The sequence below is a fragment of the Halomonas sp. DQ26W genome (assembly GCF_003339685.1).
GTDB lineage: Bacteria > Pseudomonadota > Gammaproteobacteria > Pseudomonadales > Halomonadaceae > Halomonas.
On record NZ_QPKI01000019.1, the window covers coordinates 25313 to 39637 of the forward strand.

Annotated in this window: 11 protein-coding genes; 4 read left to right on the forward strand and 7 right to left on the reverse strand. The window is 62.3% G+C overall.

Annotated elements, in window-relative coordinates:
• Positions 1 to 45 precede the first annotated feature (45 nt).
• From DU490_RS11145 to doeA, 7 genes are all read right to left on the reverse strand, one after another.
• Positions 46 to 2850, reverse strand: coding sequence for an aminotransferase class I/II-fold pyridoxal phosphate-dependent enzyme (locus tag DU490_RS11145; RefSeq protein ID WP_114574363.1), 2805 nt, complete (start codon positions 2848 to 2850; stop codon positions 46 to 48).
• Positions 2851 to 2914: 64 nt separating this feature from the next.
• Positions 2915 to 3913 (reverse strand): C45 family autoproteolytic acyltransferase/hydolase, encoded by a 999-nt coding sequence (locus DU490_RS11150; protein WP_258801634.1) that lies wholly within the window; start codon positions 3911 to 3913, stop codon positions 2915 to 2917.
• Between the two features lie 44 nt (positions 3914 to 3957).
• Positions 3958 to 5556 carry a biotin carboxylase gene (locus DU490_RS11155; RefSeq protein WP_258801635.1) on the reverse strand — a complete coding sequence of 533 codons (1599 nt, stop codon included), beginning with the start codon at positions 5554 to 5556 and terminating at the stop codon, positions 3958 to 3960.
• A gap of 38 nt (positions 5557 to 5594) precedes the next feature.
• Positions 5595 to 6464 carry a carbon-nitrogen hydrolase family protein gene (locus tag DU490_RS11160; protein ID WP_114574365.1) on the reverse strand — a complete coding sequence of 290 codons (870 nt, stop codon included), beginning with the start codon at positions 6462 to 6464 and terminating at the stop codon, positions 5595 to 5597.
• Positions 6465 to 6651: 187 nt separating this feature from the next.
• Complete coding sequence (locus DU490_RS11165) at positions 6652 to 7125, reverse strand: Lrp/AsnC family transcriptional regulator (protein ID WP_114574366.1); 474 nt, start codon at positions 7123 to 7125, stop codon at positions 6652 to 6654.
• A complete protein-coding gene (doeB, locus tag DU490_RS11170) occupies positions 7125 to 8138 on the reverse strand; it encodes a N(2)-acetyl-L-2,4-diaminobutanoate deacetylase DoeB (protein ID WP_114574367.1) in 1014 nt (337 codons plus the stop codon). The genes DU490_RS11165 and doeB overlap by 1 nt, the downstream gene beginning before the upstream one ends.
• 176 nt (positions 8139 to 8314) lie before the next feature.
• The gene (doeA, locus tag DU490_RS11175) at positions 8315 to 9514 is read right to left on the reverse strand and encodes an ectoine hydrolase DoeA (protein WP_114574368.1); all 1200 of its coding nucleotides are present in this window, start codon (positions 9512 to 9514) and stop codon (positions 8315 to 8317) included.
• A gap of 195 nt (positions 9515 to 9709) precedes the next feature.
• Here doeA and DU490_RS11180 point away from each other — a divergent pair, with 195 nt between their 5' ends.
• The 4 genes from DU490_RS11180 to DU490_RS11195 all read left to right on the forward strand — a co-directional run bounded on the left by DU490_RS11180 (position 9710) and on the right by DU490_RS11195 (position 14148).
• Complete coding sequence (locus DU490_RS11180; RefSeq protein ID WP_114574369.1) at positions 9710 to 11116, forward strand: PLP-dependent aminotransferase family protein; 1407 nt, start codon at positions 9710 to 9712, stop codon at positions 11114 to 11116.
• A gap of 26 nt (positions 11117 to 11142) precedes the next feature.
• Positions 11143 to 12078: a glyoxylate/hydroxypyruvate reductase A gene (locus DU490_RS11185; RefSeq protein ID WP_114574370.1), complete on the forward strand. Its 936-nt coding sequence runs from the start codon at positions 11143 to 11145 to the stop codon at positions 12076 to 12078.
• Positions 12079 to 12343: 265 nt separating this feature from the next.
• Positions 12344 to 13063: a hypothetical protein gene (locus tag DU490_RS11190; protein WP_114574371.1), complete on the forward strand. Its 720-nt coding sequence runs from the start codon at positions 12344 to 12346 to the stop codon at positions 13061 to 13063.
• A gap of 158 nt (positions 13064 to 13221) precedes the next feature.
• A complete protein-coding gene (locus DU490_RS11195) occupies positions 13222 to 14148 on the forward strand; it encodes a lysine exporter LysO family protein (RefSeq protein WP_114574372.1) in 927 nt (308 codons plus the stop codon).
• Positions 14149 to 14325: the final 177 nt, after the last annotated feature.

The window sequence follows — 14325 nt, forward strand, 5'->3', positions numbered from 1 at the left end:
GTGACGGGCATAAATGGCGTTTTTTCTGCACCCCGCCCAAGAGCCTCAGCCTTCGGGTGGTTCATTCAGCGCCTCCTCGGTAAAGACCAGCAGGCCCAGCTCCGGCCGGTAGCCGTGAATCTCGGTGACATCCAGCGCCTGCAGGAAGTAAAGAATCCCCTCGCTGACCACCTGCCCCGGCACCAGCACGGGAAAGCCTGGCGGATAGGGAATCACGAAGCTCGCCGACACCACGTCGCGCCCTTCCCGCATCTGACCCTGCAACTCGCCGTTGTCGAAGCGCAGGTACTCGGTGTTCTCCTCGTCGTAGCTGAGGAAATAGGCCCGACGGATGTCTCCTTCCGGCGTGGCGCTCGCGGCGTCGGGACGAAAGGCATCGTGAAAGCGGCTGAAATCGGGCAGCGGCGGTAACTCCTGGGTCAGGGAATGGACGCGGTTCTCGATGATCTTGCGCTCCGGCCGGCTGCTGTCCTCCCAGAGATTGTCGAACTCCTTGGCCAGCTTGATCAGCACATCCAGCAGATAGGCGATGGACCCCCGGGTGGTGCCGATGTTGGTCATGAACAGCACGGTGTTGCGAGAAGTCTTGTTGATCTGGATGCCGTACTTGTTCATCAGAAATTCATTCTTGAAGGTGTCGCCATCGATCCCCGTGGCGCCGATGGCAATGGTGATACGGCTGGGGTCGACCACGAACTCGTCCCGGGCCCAGGCTTCCTCCATCTTGTCCCAGCCGGTCACCGGGTCGTAGTAGGACTCGACGCCGGACTCACGGTACTCCGCCGGCACCATGTCGCGATTCTTCAGCACCCGGAAGTATTTCTGCAACAGCGGATGGCTGTAAAGTTGTTCGCGCAGCGACAGCGCCGCCTCGACCTGGGCGTGGACCAGCTCGAAGCCCTCCATTTCCGCCTGCATGCGCCCCACGTCCAGCGACGCCACGATCTGGTAGTTCGGCGATGTGGAAGTATGGGTCATGTAGGCTTCGTGGAACGGGGCCTCGACCTTCTGGCGATAGTCCTGGTCCCAGACGTGGATCATCGATCCCTGGCGCAGCGAGGTCAGGGTCTTGTGGGTGGAGTGGGTGGCATAGGTGCGAATACGCACCTGATCCGGGTCGGGCATCAGCCGTCGGTCCAGCCAGGTGGCATCGTCGTCCGGATCGAGTTCGTCGAACTCGGCCTTCCAGACCGCGTACTCCTCCCGATACTTGTCGCTTCGGTAGCGCTCTCGCAAGCTGCGTGCCGCATGCATGGCGGTGCGCGGCCGATAGGTGGGGTTGAAGGAGGCAAAGGCGAACCACGCCTCATCCCACAGGAACACCAGGTCGGGCTTGATCGCCAGGCACTCTTCCATCACCCGGCGCACGTTGTAGACCACACCGTCGAAGGTACAGTTGGTCAACAGAAGCATCTTGACCTTGTGCAACTGGCCCGAACGCTTGTAGCCCAGCAGGGTCTTCTTGATGTCGTGCAACGGGACCGCGCCGTACATCGAGTAGTCGTGCAGCGGATAGGAGTCGAGATAGCTGACGTGGGCACCGGCCAGCACCATGCCGTAGTGGTGGGACTTGTGGCAGTCCCGGTCGACCAGCACGATATCCCGTGGCTTGACCAGTGCCTGGACCACGATCTTGTTCGCAGTAGAGGTACCGTTTGTGACGAAAAAGCTCTGCCGCGCACCGAAGGCCCGGGCGGCATACTCCTGGGCCTTCTTGATCGGCCCGTAGGGCTGCAGCAGCGAATCCAGGCCACCCGAGGTGGCCGAGGTCTCGGCGAGAAAGATATTGATACCATAGAAGTCGATCATCTGACCGGCCCAGTGAGAGCGGGTCACCGACTTCCCTCGAGAGATGGGCATGGCGTGGAACACCCCAGTGGGCTTCCTGCTGTACTCGCGCAGGGCGTCGAAGAACGGCGTCCGGTAACGGTTGTCGATGGCCCGAAGGATGGTGTGGTGCTGCTCGATGTAGTCCGTCTCGCGATAGAAGATTCGGTTGAAGTAGCGAATGTCGCGGCTGGCTGTGGCCTCGACGTCACCGCTGGTGACCAGGAACTGGTCTATCTCCGGGCGCAGCTCATGAATCATCGAGCTCAGCAGAATACTGCGCTCGGCCTCGGTCTGGTTCTCGAGCTCTTTCTCCGACAGCCCCTCAAGGTAGTTACGCAGGGCGCTCAGGTTGTACTTTGACTTGTAGGGGAACTCATAGCGGATCAGGCAGGCCTGGATATTGGGATTGACCAGCACCGCGATCAGCGCATCTTCGAAGCTGCGCACGATGACGACATCATAGACGAACTTGTCTTCGGGACGCCGCATGTTACGGAAGGCTTCGCGCACCACTTCCTCTTCCTGGAGGGAGAGGTTATCGACAATCAGCAACTCGAAGTACGGCTGTGCGGCACTGTTGGAGGCTGGATGGCCACGCCGCAACTGGGCAAGGGCATCCAGGGTTTCCAGATCTTCAGAATTTGCATCGCTGTCGCTGAGATCGACGTGGCGACGACGGTAGGATTCGCTGATCAGCGCTCGAACCAGACGCCTGACCACCTTCTCCAGCAGAATGTATTCGTCGCGGTCGAAGAGCGACCAGAGGTGACGAAAATCTTCCTTCGAGGGGAAGGCATGGTAGTCCTCGATGATCTCCAGTCGAGTGAGCTTGACGTCGATGGCCTTTATCAGATTCTTCGACCGGCTCTCGTCGTTGAGCCTAACCAGGATGCCCAGGTCCCGCTTGAGGGCGTTCCAGGTATCGGCTCGCAGCTGTGAAATCTTGTGATAGAAACCCAGCGCCGTATAGGCCGTTTCGGACACCGTATAGGACGATTCGGATTGACTGGTCTCTTGCATGACGACACCCCATCCCGTTCGTTATTGATTGTTGTCGGCCGCGCAGGCAGGTACCCGGCGAGACTCAGCCGGCATTGAGGCCACGCGCGCCGTAGCGCACGGTCAGCTGCTGCTCCAGAAAGTGATCGAAGGAGAGCTTCAGCCACATTCCCGGCCAGTGGTACTGGGCGTGCCCGTCCCGGGGCCGGTACACCGCGGTATAGACCGTACCCAGGCCGCGCCGATAGTCGTGTCGAAACAGCGGCGGCGAGAAGAAGGCCGAGACCAGGCGCTCCTCTGTAGTGCTCTCGTCGTCCACCAGGATCGACAACTGCCGCTCGCGGATCAGGGTCTCGGAGGCCAGGGCATGGGCATACCACTCGATCTTCTTCTGGTGGTTGGTGGCCACCGGTATGCGACGAATGCTGGCACGCTGGTCCGGGGCAATCATCGCCGTGACATAGCGACCGGCGGCATCGGCCACCGTGATGTTGTAGGCCATATGCGTCGGCACCCTGGCCAGCACGGCCGCAGCCTCGGGCACCGTATCGCAGAACTCCAGGATATAGCGCAAGATGATCGGCGCACCGAAGCCCTCCCCCACCGTCCTGCGACCGCCGAAGGCAAGCGATACCGCCAGGCCCCTGTCGTTGATGCCATCGAGCACTCCCCAGAGGCAGTCGGACATGGCGATCACGCCGCGGCCGTTCCAGTTGGTGTAGAGAACAGTCCCTTCGCACAGCTCTGGCGGGTAGTCGTAGTTGCGCGCCAGCACGGTAACGTCGCTTCGTGCCAGCACCGCCTGGGAGCAGCCGGTAATATAGGGCGGCGGCCGATAGAGGCTCAGCAGTCGCGCAGCCAGGTCCCCGCCGCCGGCCAGAGCGCAGAGGGTCCGGTAGGTACCCAGCAGTTCCGGCATGTGCTGGCGCAAAGCGTTATAGCAGGCCAGATAGGCCGGACGCTCTCGCTCGCCCTCGGCCAGGTACCACTGCTCATAGGCCGGCCAGTGGTAGTCGAACAGCGACTGCCACTTGGCGCCCGGGCTCTCCTCGCGGACGGTGCGGAAAATCAGCGTCTTCTCCATATCAGGCATCCGCGCCACCGCAGGGTGGCGCCGCTTCACTCCGCTCAGAGAATCTTGAAGTTGCCGCCACCGACGGCATGGCTGACGGCCACCTCCTCCACCACCGGGTCCTGCAACGACTGGCCGGCATATTGACCGCGGATGCCCGCGATCCAGGCGTGGGCGCGTTCGGTGAGCTGGAAATCGTCATCCATCAGGCGGCCCCGGGTGATCAGAATGCCGAGATCGGCCCCCTCATAGCGGAAGTCGCCGGCACCGCTGATGCGTAGGAAGAAGGCCTCCCTGTCATTCTCGGCGGCATGGGGATGATAGCTGTAGTGATCGTAGGCAATGCTGTTGTCGTCATGCATTCGCCATACGCCGGTGTGCGGAGCCTGGGTGAGCAGGTCGACGCTCTCGTCGGTGTGCTTGATCACCAGTTGGCTCCAGCTGTCCACGCTGTCGGGGTGAGACCAGCGCTCGTTGATCTCTTCGATGTCGAGATCGAAGTCGAGATCCGAGAACTCCAGCAGGTGGAAGAGGAACAGCGGGATATCGGAGTGGGCGAAGGCGGCCACGTTGGTCAGGGAGCTGGCCCCGGTCACTCGTGGGTTGAGTTCGCCGAGATAGACCTCGCCATTGTCCATGTCGATCAGGAAATCGAGTTCAAAATAGCCGCGATAGCCCTCTTCGCGCAGCGCCTCGCCAAACTTGAACGTGTACTCACGAGCCTTGTCACGCACTTCCTGACTGAAGGCTCCGGCAAACATCTCGTTACCGCACCAGCCGCCCTTGTAGGGGGTCAACGTCTTGAAGCCCACCAGCTCGGTCATCAGCGGCCCCACCACAGTGCCACAGCGGGTGGCACAGGCCTCGATGGCCGAGCCACGGCAGTTGATGCGCTTCATGATCTTGACCTCGGGCTCGGCCTCGATCTCCTCGGCATGCTTGTAGTAATCGTCCTCGCTGGCAATGAAGAAGGTGGTGTGGCCCGAATCACCGAAGGCGGTTTGCACCACCAGATCATTGCCCAGCTCCTGGCTTACCTCGCATAACTCCTGGTAGCTGCCGACCTTGGCCAGCACATTGGGCACACTTGGCACCCCGGCCTTGTTGCCGATCCGCACCGTCTCGATCTTGTTGTCCATGCGCTGCCGAAGCGCCGCGGGAGGAAAGGCGACTCTCAGCCCCAGCTGATTGCAGACTTCCTCGGTATGTTCGTCGAACATCAGGAAAGCGGCCACACCGGCACGCTCTCCATCAGCGCGCGAACCGATGAAGTCGATCACCTCCTTGTGTTCGAGCAGGTAGTTATTGATGTCCTCGATGCTCTCGAAGTCCCGGGGGAACTTCTCCTTGGGCACAAAGACATTGCGCTGCTGGCCGTCGAAGCAGTTGATGTAATTGATATGGCGGAAGCTTCCTACCCAGTCGCCGATCCCAAGTAGATTGAAGTTGGTGGCGGAGATAAAGTAGATCGGCTCCTTGTTGCTGAGAAAATGGCGGCGAACGTCGGCAATTGTTGTTATCTTGCGCATATTTGTCGCTCCATCAGTAGGGGAACCCGCCTCCTGGGTGGGTCCGGTAGACAGCGGCGGTGTGAGGCCCTCCGCCGGAGACTGGCCGAACAAACGGCGCAGCCCACGAATCAGACGCTCCAGCATGGCACTCTCCAGTCGTACTTGATGCCATTGTAGGCGGCTCAGTACTCCTCGATGTCGGCTCGCAGAGGCTTGGCCAACGGGCCCAGGGTATCCAGAAACGCCGCGGAGCCGTTCTCGCTGCGGTACACCGAGAAGTCGACGCGACGGTCGCGGAAGCTTTTCAACGGCTGGCCAAGGCCGCGCAGGCCGGTTTCGCGCTCGCGGCGCACCCGGTTCATATCCACTTCGATGGGCATGACCTCCTCGCCGGTGCCGGCCTGGTGAATGACGTCACCGGAGGGGCCCACCACGATGGAACGACCGTTACCGAGGGCGCCGGCGCCGTTGATATCGAAGAAGTAACACTGGTTGACCGCTGCATTGGTCCGCGCAATGGACAGCTCGATATCGCGGTCGATGGTATCGGTCATGGTGGGATGAAGGATCACCTCCGCCCCCATGGCCGCGAGGGTGCGGGTGGTCTCGGGGAACCACATGTCGTAACAGATCGACACCCCGAAGCGACCCACGTTGGGCACATCGAAGGTCACGAACTCGCTGCCGCTCTCCACGCCCGCCTCGTAGGGGAGGAAGGGGAACTGCTTGCGATAGCGGGCCACGACATGGCCATGTGGATCGATCACCGACAGGGTGTTGTAGACGCTCTCGCCGACCCGTTCGAACATGGAGCCGGGAATCAACCAGATGCGGTGCTGCTCGGCTAGCTGGCAGAACATCGCCTCGGCGGCGCTGGGCATCGGCTGGGCATGGTGCGGTGACGCCCCCAGGGGCATCAGCTCACTGAACAGCACCATCTGGACCTGGGGGAAGCGGCTCATCAACACGTCGACACGGTGTCGCATCGCTTCGGTATTGTCGCCGTGGTGCAGCGCATGCATCTGCACGCCGGCAATGGTGAAATAGGACATCGTCGCTCGTCTCCGTAGGCGATCTCGGTACATCCGGGGCGCTGTCTTGTGCGGTCAACGTCATCAAGGAAGCGTCAGCGGGATCGCCCGGCACAGGTGAGCAAAGGCTCGCCTCAAGCTTAAGCCAAATCCATCAACATGTAATCAACGATGCTTTCTCATGTGTCGCCGTAGCCCTGCTCATGATTCAAGCCAGGCCGTCGGGAAGCGCGTGGGCGCTCTTCTGCTTGACGCTCTTGGTGACGATATAGGTGAAGTAGCGCTCGATGCCGGTCTCGGAGGTCAGCCAGGCATCGATCAAACGCTGATAGGCATCGACGGACTCGGCTTCCACCTTCATCAGGTAGTCCACCCCGCCTCCCACCGCCACGCATTCGGTCACCTCCGGTGTGGCGTGGACCAGTGCCTCGAAGCGGGCGAAGCTGGCCGCGTTGTGCTGCTTCAGCTCGATCTGAACCCAGACCGGCGTGCGGCGCACCAGAGCCTCGGGATTGATGCGCGCACTGTAGCCTTCGATGATGCCGGCCTTCTCCAGGCGACGAACGCGCTCCCAGCAGGGGCTGACCGAGAGGTTGATCGCCTCGGCCAGCTTCGACTTGGTGATGCGCCCATCCCGGGAGAGTATCTCGAGGATCTTCAGATCGTAGCGATCGAGCTTCATCACCCCAGCGACTCCACGACTTCGGCAATCACGGCAATGGTATCGCCCATGTTGACCTGGGCAGGAAAGCGTCGGGCCGCGAGCACGCCGCTGCGGCCGGCGCGATACTCTACCGGTGGCGTGCCGCTGCGGGTCAGGTCGTAGACCCGAGCGATCACATCTCCCTTCCGGACCACGTCGCCCAGCATCAGGGTCAGCTCGAGCAGCCCCGAGTGCTCGCTCTGCACATAGCAGCTGGCATCCGGCATATCGAGATAGATCTGCGGCTCGGCAGGCAGTTCCACCTCGCCCCGCATGAGACCGAAGTGGATCAGGAAGTTGCGAATTCCGCGCTCGGTGATGGCCAGGCTTTGCGGCGTCGAGGTACCGCCGCCGCCCAGCTCGGTGGCCACGAATATCTTGCCCTGCTCCTCTACCACGGTGTCGAACAGCGAGGCGGCATCGAGCTCGAACATCATCATGGCGTAGGGTGCGCCCAGGGCCTTGGCTCCCTCGAGGGCCTGGCGCTGCTGCTCGGGATTCTCCAGCACATGGGAAGCGCCGAAGGGAATGATGTCCAAGGTGCGCCCGCCGGAGTGGAGATCGAGCACCACGTCGCACATCGGCACCATCACTCGGGTGAAGTAGTCGGCGATCTTCTCGGTCACGCTGCCGTTGGGGTCGCCGGGAAAGCTGCGATTGAGGTTGCCGCCGTCCAGCCCCGAGGTGCGCTTGCCGGCCATCACCGCCGGGGTGTTCATGCAGGGCACGATGATGACCCGGCCGCTGACGTCCTCGGCGCGCAGGGTGCTCGACAGCTTGAGCAGCGAGGTAATGCCCTCGTACTCATCGCCGTGGTTGCCGCCTGTCAGCAGGGCCGTGGGACCCTCACCGTTCCTGACCACGGTCACCGGGATCATCACCGCACCCCAGGCGGACTCGTCCACGGAGATAGGCAGCTTGAGGAAGCCGTGCTGGACGCCGTCGGCATCGAAGTCGACGGTGGCACTGATCGGGCTAGGGCGCTTGGTCATTGTCTGAAACTCCTTGTTCTATCATAGCGGGCAGCCGCTTGGGGCTATCCCGGCGATAGGCCTTCAGGGAGGCGCTGTGAACCCATCCATGGGCGCTACCTCGGCCATCCCTGGCCTCGGACCTCCCTTCCGGCCCACCCCCGGCGCCCCTCGCTGTGGCCGGTTGTCGCTGGCACTCAGCGCACAAACAGCTGGCGGGGGAAGTTCGCCAACGCTTCGCAGCCTGTCTCGGTGATCAGAATGCTCTCGGTGATCTCCAGGCCCCACTCGTCCTGCCACAGGCCAGGCATGAAGTGGAAGGTCATGCCCGGCTGCAAGATGGTCTCGTCGGAGGGGCGCAGGCTCATGGTGCGCTCACCCCAGTCGGGTGGATAGGAGATACCGATAGGATAGCCGCAGCGCGCGCCACCCCGGTCAAAGCCGTACTTGTCCATTGCCGCCCCCAGCGCCATGGCGATATCGGCGGTACGATTGCCGGGCTTTGCCACGGCCAGGCCGCGCTCGATGCCCTCCAGCAGCGCCGATTCGGCACGGATGAAATCCTGGGGCGGCCGCCCCAGGAACACGGTGCGCGACAGCGGCGCATGGTAACGCTTGAACACACCGGCAATCTCGAAGAACGTGCCTTCGCCTTCGCGAAATGGCGTGTCGTCCCAGGTCAGGTGAGGCGCTGCCGCATCCTTGCCGGTGGGCAGCATGGGCACGATGGCGGGATAGTCGCCACCAAAGACCTTACCGTTATCATCCACCCAACCCTCGATACCGACCCGGTAGATCTCGGAAACCAATTTGCTTTTGGGCAGGCCGGGCTCGATCACTTCGAGGATACGCGTATGCATGCCCTCGACGATCTTGCCGGCGATGCGCATGTAGGCGATTTCCTGGGGCGACTTGATCGCCCGGCACCAGTTGACCAGCGCATTGGCATCCAGGAAGCGGGCATGGGGCAGTTCGCGCAGCAGGGACTGGTAGGCCTTGGCGGAGAAGTAGTAGTTGTCCATTTCCATGCCCACCACCCCCTGGTGCCAGCCGCGATCGGGCATGATCGACTGGGCCAGGTAGTCCATGGGGTGCATGTCCGGGTTCTGCACGTAGTAATCGGGATAGTAGGTGATATTGTCCGGGTCGATCCAGCAGGTCCGCAACGCGCCATTGGCGTCCATGCGACGGCCATACCAGACCGGCTCGCCTTCCAGCCCCACCAGCACGCACTGATGCACATAGAAGGACCAGCCATCATAGCCAGTCAACCAGGCCATGTTGGAGGGGTCGCTGATGATGAGCACGTCGATGCCTCGGCTCGCCATCTCGGCACGCACCTTCCACAGTCGGCTGGCATATTCCTGACGAGTGAAGGGCAGGGAGACCTCATTCATGAAGCGTTCGCCATAGCATCACCAATAACCGGCCGTCTCCATGCAGAGAGGGCCGGACCAGGGGTTATCGGACACCGCTCGGGGAATATTATTGTCATGATTTTTCACCGGGAAAATCATGACAATATCCCGTCAATGTCGCTAAGCTGATACTAGCACCACACCTCTGCTGGCGGTCAAAGGCTTTATTGCATCATGACAATTGATCTGACTCCTTACTTGACCGACTCCGGCCCCAAGTATCTAGCCATTGCGCGCGCCCTGTCGGAGGCGATTCGTCAAGGGGAGCTCACCCCGGGTACCCGTCTGCCGCCCCATCGTCAGCTGGCCGAACATCTCGCCGTCAGCGTTCAGACCGTTTCGCGCGCCTACGCCCAAGCCGAGAAGATGGGCCTGGTACAGGCTCGGGTCGGCAGCGGCACCTGGGTCAACGCCTTGGATGATGCCCGTGAATCGGCCTATTTGCGAGGCCATGAGTCGCGCAATGAAAGCCCTCTCATTGATCTATCTATCGCTCACCCAGTCTGTCCACCCAGGCACCACCTGCGTTTTCGCCAGGCGCTGACTGAACTGGCGGAACACGCCAACCCCGATGTGATTACCGCGTGCCGGCCGATCGCCGGACTGCCCCATCAGCGCGAGAGGGCCAGCGCCTGGCTGCAGACCCGTCTCGGTGTACCCGGCGAGGTGGATGACAGGATTCTCTGCAACGGCGCGGCCCATGGCCTGATGCTGGCCATCGCAAGCGTGGTGCAGCACGGCGACCTGGTACTGACCGAAGCCCTCACCGACCACGGCCTGATCGCCCTGTCACGCACCCTGGGCTTTCAGCTTCGCGGCGTGGCCATCGACAGTGAAGGCATTATTCCAGAAGCGCTGGAATCGGCCTGTCATCGTTTCAGACCGAGGGCCGTTTACCTGACCCCCACCCAGCTGAACCCGACTGGCGCAACCATGAGCGAGGCCCGCCGTGACGCCGTGGCAGAGGTATTGGCGCGCCATCGAATATGGCTGATCGAAGACGATGTGCATGCCCTGCTCGAGGCCCCTGGCCTGGCCACGCTCACCGCCCGGATTCCTCATCTCGGCTTTCATGTCACCAGCATGACCAAGATCACCGTACCGGGGTTGCGTGCAGGCTACTTGACCGTGCCCCGCGGTCAACTGCACCACGTTCTGCCGCGGATGCGGGCCACCACCTGGATGGCTACCCCCCTGATCTTCGAGCTCGCCGACCGGTGGATTGCTAATGGCAGCATCGAGGCCATGGCCGCCGAGCAGCGCGAGCTACTGGGTGAGCGCCAGAAGCTCGCCGCACGCCTGCTCGGCCATCACTCCCTCACCTCCCGCCCCACCAGCCTGCATGTCTGGTTGACACTGCCCGCTGCCTGGCGGGCCGAGGAGTTGCAGCAACAGGCCGAACAGGAGGGCCTGGCCATTACCACCGCGGTACCGTTCATGGTGGAGCAGACGCCGCCTCCGCGCCGCATTCGCGTAAGCCTAGGGGCCGAGCAGGATCTAAAGCGACTGGAGGAGGGACTGGAACGCTTGGTGATCTTGCTCGACGAGTCGCCCCCGCCCATGATGCAGGTCATCTACTGAATTTCATGACGTCGGAGGGAGACCCCATGCGTGTATTGATCCATATCGACGAGGCCGACACCTGGCGCGATGCCCTGGCCGAGCGCCTGCCTGCCGCCGAGATCGTCACCAGCGAAGCACTCGCCCACCAACGCCGGGATATCGACTACCTGGCCGCCTGGAAGCCACCCGAGGCGCTGCTGCGGGAGCTGCCCGACCTGAAGGGGATCATCAACCTGGGAGCCGGCGTCGACGCCCTGCTCAATAATCCGGGCCTACCCAAGGACGTGCCGATCGTCAAGCTGCGCGATGCCGGCATGGCCGAGCTGATCGGCGACTACGTACGTTACGGCGTGTTGCATTTCCAGCGCGATTTCGACCGCTACCGGCGCCAACAGAGCAGCAAAGAGTGGCGAGAGCACGCCGTGGACGACAAGGCCGATTGGCCGGTGGGCGTGCTGGGCCTGGGAGCCATCGGCGCCAAGGTGGCCGGCATGCTCGTCGCCGACGGCTTTCCGGTGCATGGCTGGAGTCGCTCTCCCAAGCAGTTCGACGGCATTACCTGCCACCATGGCGACAACGGCCTGTCCGAACTGCTCGACCAAGTACGCACCCTGGTGCTGCTGCTACCCGGCACGCCGGAAACCCGGCACATCATCGATAGCGAGACATTGGCTGCGCTGCCGGAAGGAGCCAGCCTGATCAACCCTGGCCGCGGCACCCTGATCGATGAAGCAGCACTGCTCGAGGCGCTGGGAAAAGGAGAGACGGAAGGCCGGCTTCGCGGCGCCCTGCTGGATGCCTTTGCCGAAGAACCGCTGCCTCGAGATAACCCGCTCTGGGCACATCCGCGGGTGTGGGTGACGCCGCACATGGCCGGCCCCACCCCGCTCAAGGAGGCCGTCGGCCAAGTCGCCGAGCTGATCGAAGCCTTCGAAGCCGGTGAAACGCTTGAGACCGTCGACCCCAGCGCCGGCTATTGAAGCGTCGCGATCTTGTCCTGATCACTATTCGAAAGGTGACGGTGACATAGGAGACAGGCTGAAAGACATCCCCACCGCCCTCCCTGGAGGTGCAGATGACGTGTCTCGAGGAGATGCCCAAGACGCTGATCCGGCTAGCTCCGGGCGAGATCGACTACCCGGCGAACGTGCAACAAACATGCATGGGGGAACTCGGGGCATCTTCCCGTGCTCAGACTCCTTGCCACTTCGCCATTCCTTTCCTCACTACCCCATGTTGAGTCCCATGCGCCGACTGTCGCCTCCTCGCACTTTCCTGGCCTTGCCGCTGCTACTGCTGTTCCTGGCCTTCGCCCAGGCCGTGGCCGCCCCGACGGTTGCCGCGCCGGCAGCGTTCAGCGTTCACAGGCAGGTCGCTCCCCAGCCCTTCGATGCTCGGTACCGGCTGGAAGTGAGTGGCTGGCCCAACGCCTCCATCGAGCACCGCCTGAACCGGGAAAACAATCATTGGCAGAGCCTGATGAAAGCTTCCATCACCATGGCTCGGGGCAATGAACGCAGCCGCTTCTTCCTGACCCCGGAAGGGGTTCGCTCGGTGAACTACACCAGCGGCTATTCGTTACTTGGCATTGGCGGCAATTACCGGCTTGGCAGCGATGAACTGCGCGAACTCCCCGATCGCCAGGCCGCATTGTTCGACCTCTCAAGGCGAGTCCTGAATAGCAGTTGCCAGTCGCAGGAGGGCTGTCGCCTGGTCTACCAGGATCATCGTGGACGCGAGGAAACCCTCGACTATCGGATACTCGACCGTGAGACGCTGCATCTTCCGGCGGGCGAGTTCGAGGCGATCAAGGTCAAGGTCACTGACCCGGAAACCCCCGACCGGCAGATGACATTTCACTTCCACCCTGAACTTCCTGGTCTGTTGCTAGCCGTAGACTATCGCCGCAACGGCAAGCGCAAGAGCCGGCTGACACTCACCTCCCTGGAAATCCAGGTGCCCTGAGACACCGCGCCCCCCGCTAGGGCTCCGGCCGGCAATCGACCTGGCCCGACCAAATCCGGCCGGCCGGACCGTGGACGAACGCAGCGCTGGCGGGGAAAGGCTGCTAGAGTGTGGCGCTTTGCGCCGCCCGGCGGCGGCGAACAGGGGAACAGGTTTCGATGTTGAGCGGGCTTTTGATCGTCCTTTTGCCGCTAGTGCTAGGCTACCTGGTGCCGGTTCGCCACACCGGTCTGATGAACCTGATCAACCGTGGTGTCAACGCCTCGGTCTACGTCATTCTGCTGCTGATGGGGGTCAGCCTGGCCGGCCTCGACGACCTGGCGCGCGAATTGTCGCGCATGGGTGGCCAGGCTCTTCTGCTGTTCAGCGTCATCACTGTCATCAACCTGGCAGCCCTCTGGTGGCTGTCTCGCCGGCTTGGGTTGCGTTTCGGCCAATCACCGGTCGTGGCGAATGCACCGACAACCAAGCTTGCCGCCCTGATTGGCTCCCTGGCGCTGGTCACGGTGGTGGCCTTCGGCGTGCTGATCGGGCTCGCTCTCAGCTGGCTTGGTGGCCAGGCTATCTTTTCCACCGCTGAAAGGCTGGCCGAGTGGGCACTCTATTGCCTGTTGGCACTGATCGGCTGTCAGCTGCGCAACTCGGGCATGCCACTTCGCCAGATATTCCTCAACCGACACGGATTGGCCATCGCTACGACCCTGGCCTTCAGCTCCCTGGTCGGCGGCCTGATCGCCGCTCCACTCCTTGATCTGCGCTGGAACGAAGGGCTGGCACTGGCTGCGGGCTTCGGCTGGTATTCGCTCTCCGCCATCCTGATCGGTGATCAACTGGGGCCCTTGCTCGGTGGCGTGGCCTTTTTCAACGACTTGGCCCGCGAACTGCTGGCCTTCATCCTGATTCCCCTGCTGATCCACCGCCACGCCCCATTGGCCATCGGCTATGCAGGCGCGACATCCATGGACTTCACCCTGCCGGTTATCCAGCAGCATGGCGGTGTAGCCTGTGTACCCATTGCCGTGGTCAGCGGTTTTGTCCTCTCGCTGCTATCGCCCCCCTTGATTCTCTTATTCCTGTCACTCTGAACCGCGCCTACCTATGCTTGCATATTGCTTGCACGATTCATGACCATTGGCTGCATGGCACAGGTGGATGATGGCGGGGCCGTCACCCCATCGGTACTGGTACCCTGCCTCTACCTCATGGTGGAACGCTTGCGTGACCGTATCCATGGCCACACCTCGCCACCGAGTCGCGGGAGC

Excerpts from the sequence above, each read along its gene's own strand:
- DU490_RS11145 (WP_114574363.1), bottom strand. The coding sequence starts at position 2,850 with ATGCAAGAGACCAGTCAATCCGAATCGTCCTATACGGTGTCCGAAACG.
- DU490_RS11150 (WP_258801634.1), bottom strand. The coding sequence starts at position 3,913 with ATGGAGAAGACGCTGATTTTCCGCACCGTCCGCGAGGAGAGCCCGGGC.
- DU490_RS11155 (WP_258801635.1), bottom strand. The coding sequence starts at position 5,556 with ATGCTGGAGCGTCTGATTCGTGGGCTGCGCCGTTTGTTCGGCCAGTCT.
- DU490_RS11160 (WP_114574365.1), bottom strand. The coding sequence starts at position 6,464 with ATGTCCTATTTCACCATTGCCGGCGTGCAGATGCATGCGCTGCACCAC.
- DU490_RS11165 (WP_114574366.1), bottom strand. The coding sequence starts at position 7,125 with ATGAAGCTCGATCGCTACGATCTGAAGATCCTCGAGATACTCTCCCGG.
- doeB (WP_114574367.1), bottom strand. The coding sequence starts at position 8,138 with ATGACCAAGCGCCCTAGCCCGATCAGTGCCACCGTCGACTTCGATGCC.
- doeA (WP_114574368.1), bottom strand. The coding sequence starts at position 9,514 with ATGAATGAGGTCTCCCTGCCCTTCACTCGTCAGGAATATGCCAGCCGA.
- DU490_RS11180 (WP_114574369.1), top strand. The coding sequence starts at position 9,710 with ATGACAATTGATCTGACTCCTTACTTGACCGACTCCGGCCCCAAGTAT.
- DU490_RS11185 (WP_114574370.1), top strand. The coding sequence starts at position 11,143 with ATGCGTGTATTGATCCATATCGACGAGGCCGACACCTGGCGCGATGCC.
- DU490_RS11190 (WP_114574371.1), top strand. The coding sequence starts at position 12,344 with ATGCGCCGACTGTCGCCTCCTCGCACTTTCCTGGCCTTGCCGCTGCTA.
- DU490_RS11195 (WP_114574372.1), top strand. The coding sequence starts at position 13,222 with ATGTTGAGCGGGCTTTTGATCGTCCTTTTGCCGCTAGTGCTAGGCTAC.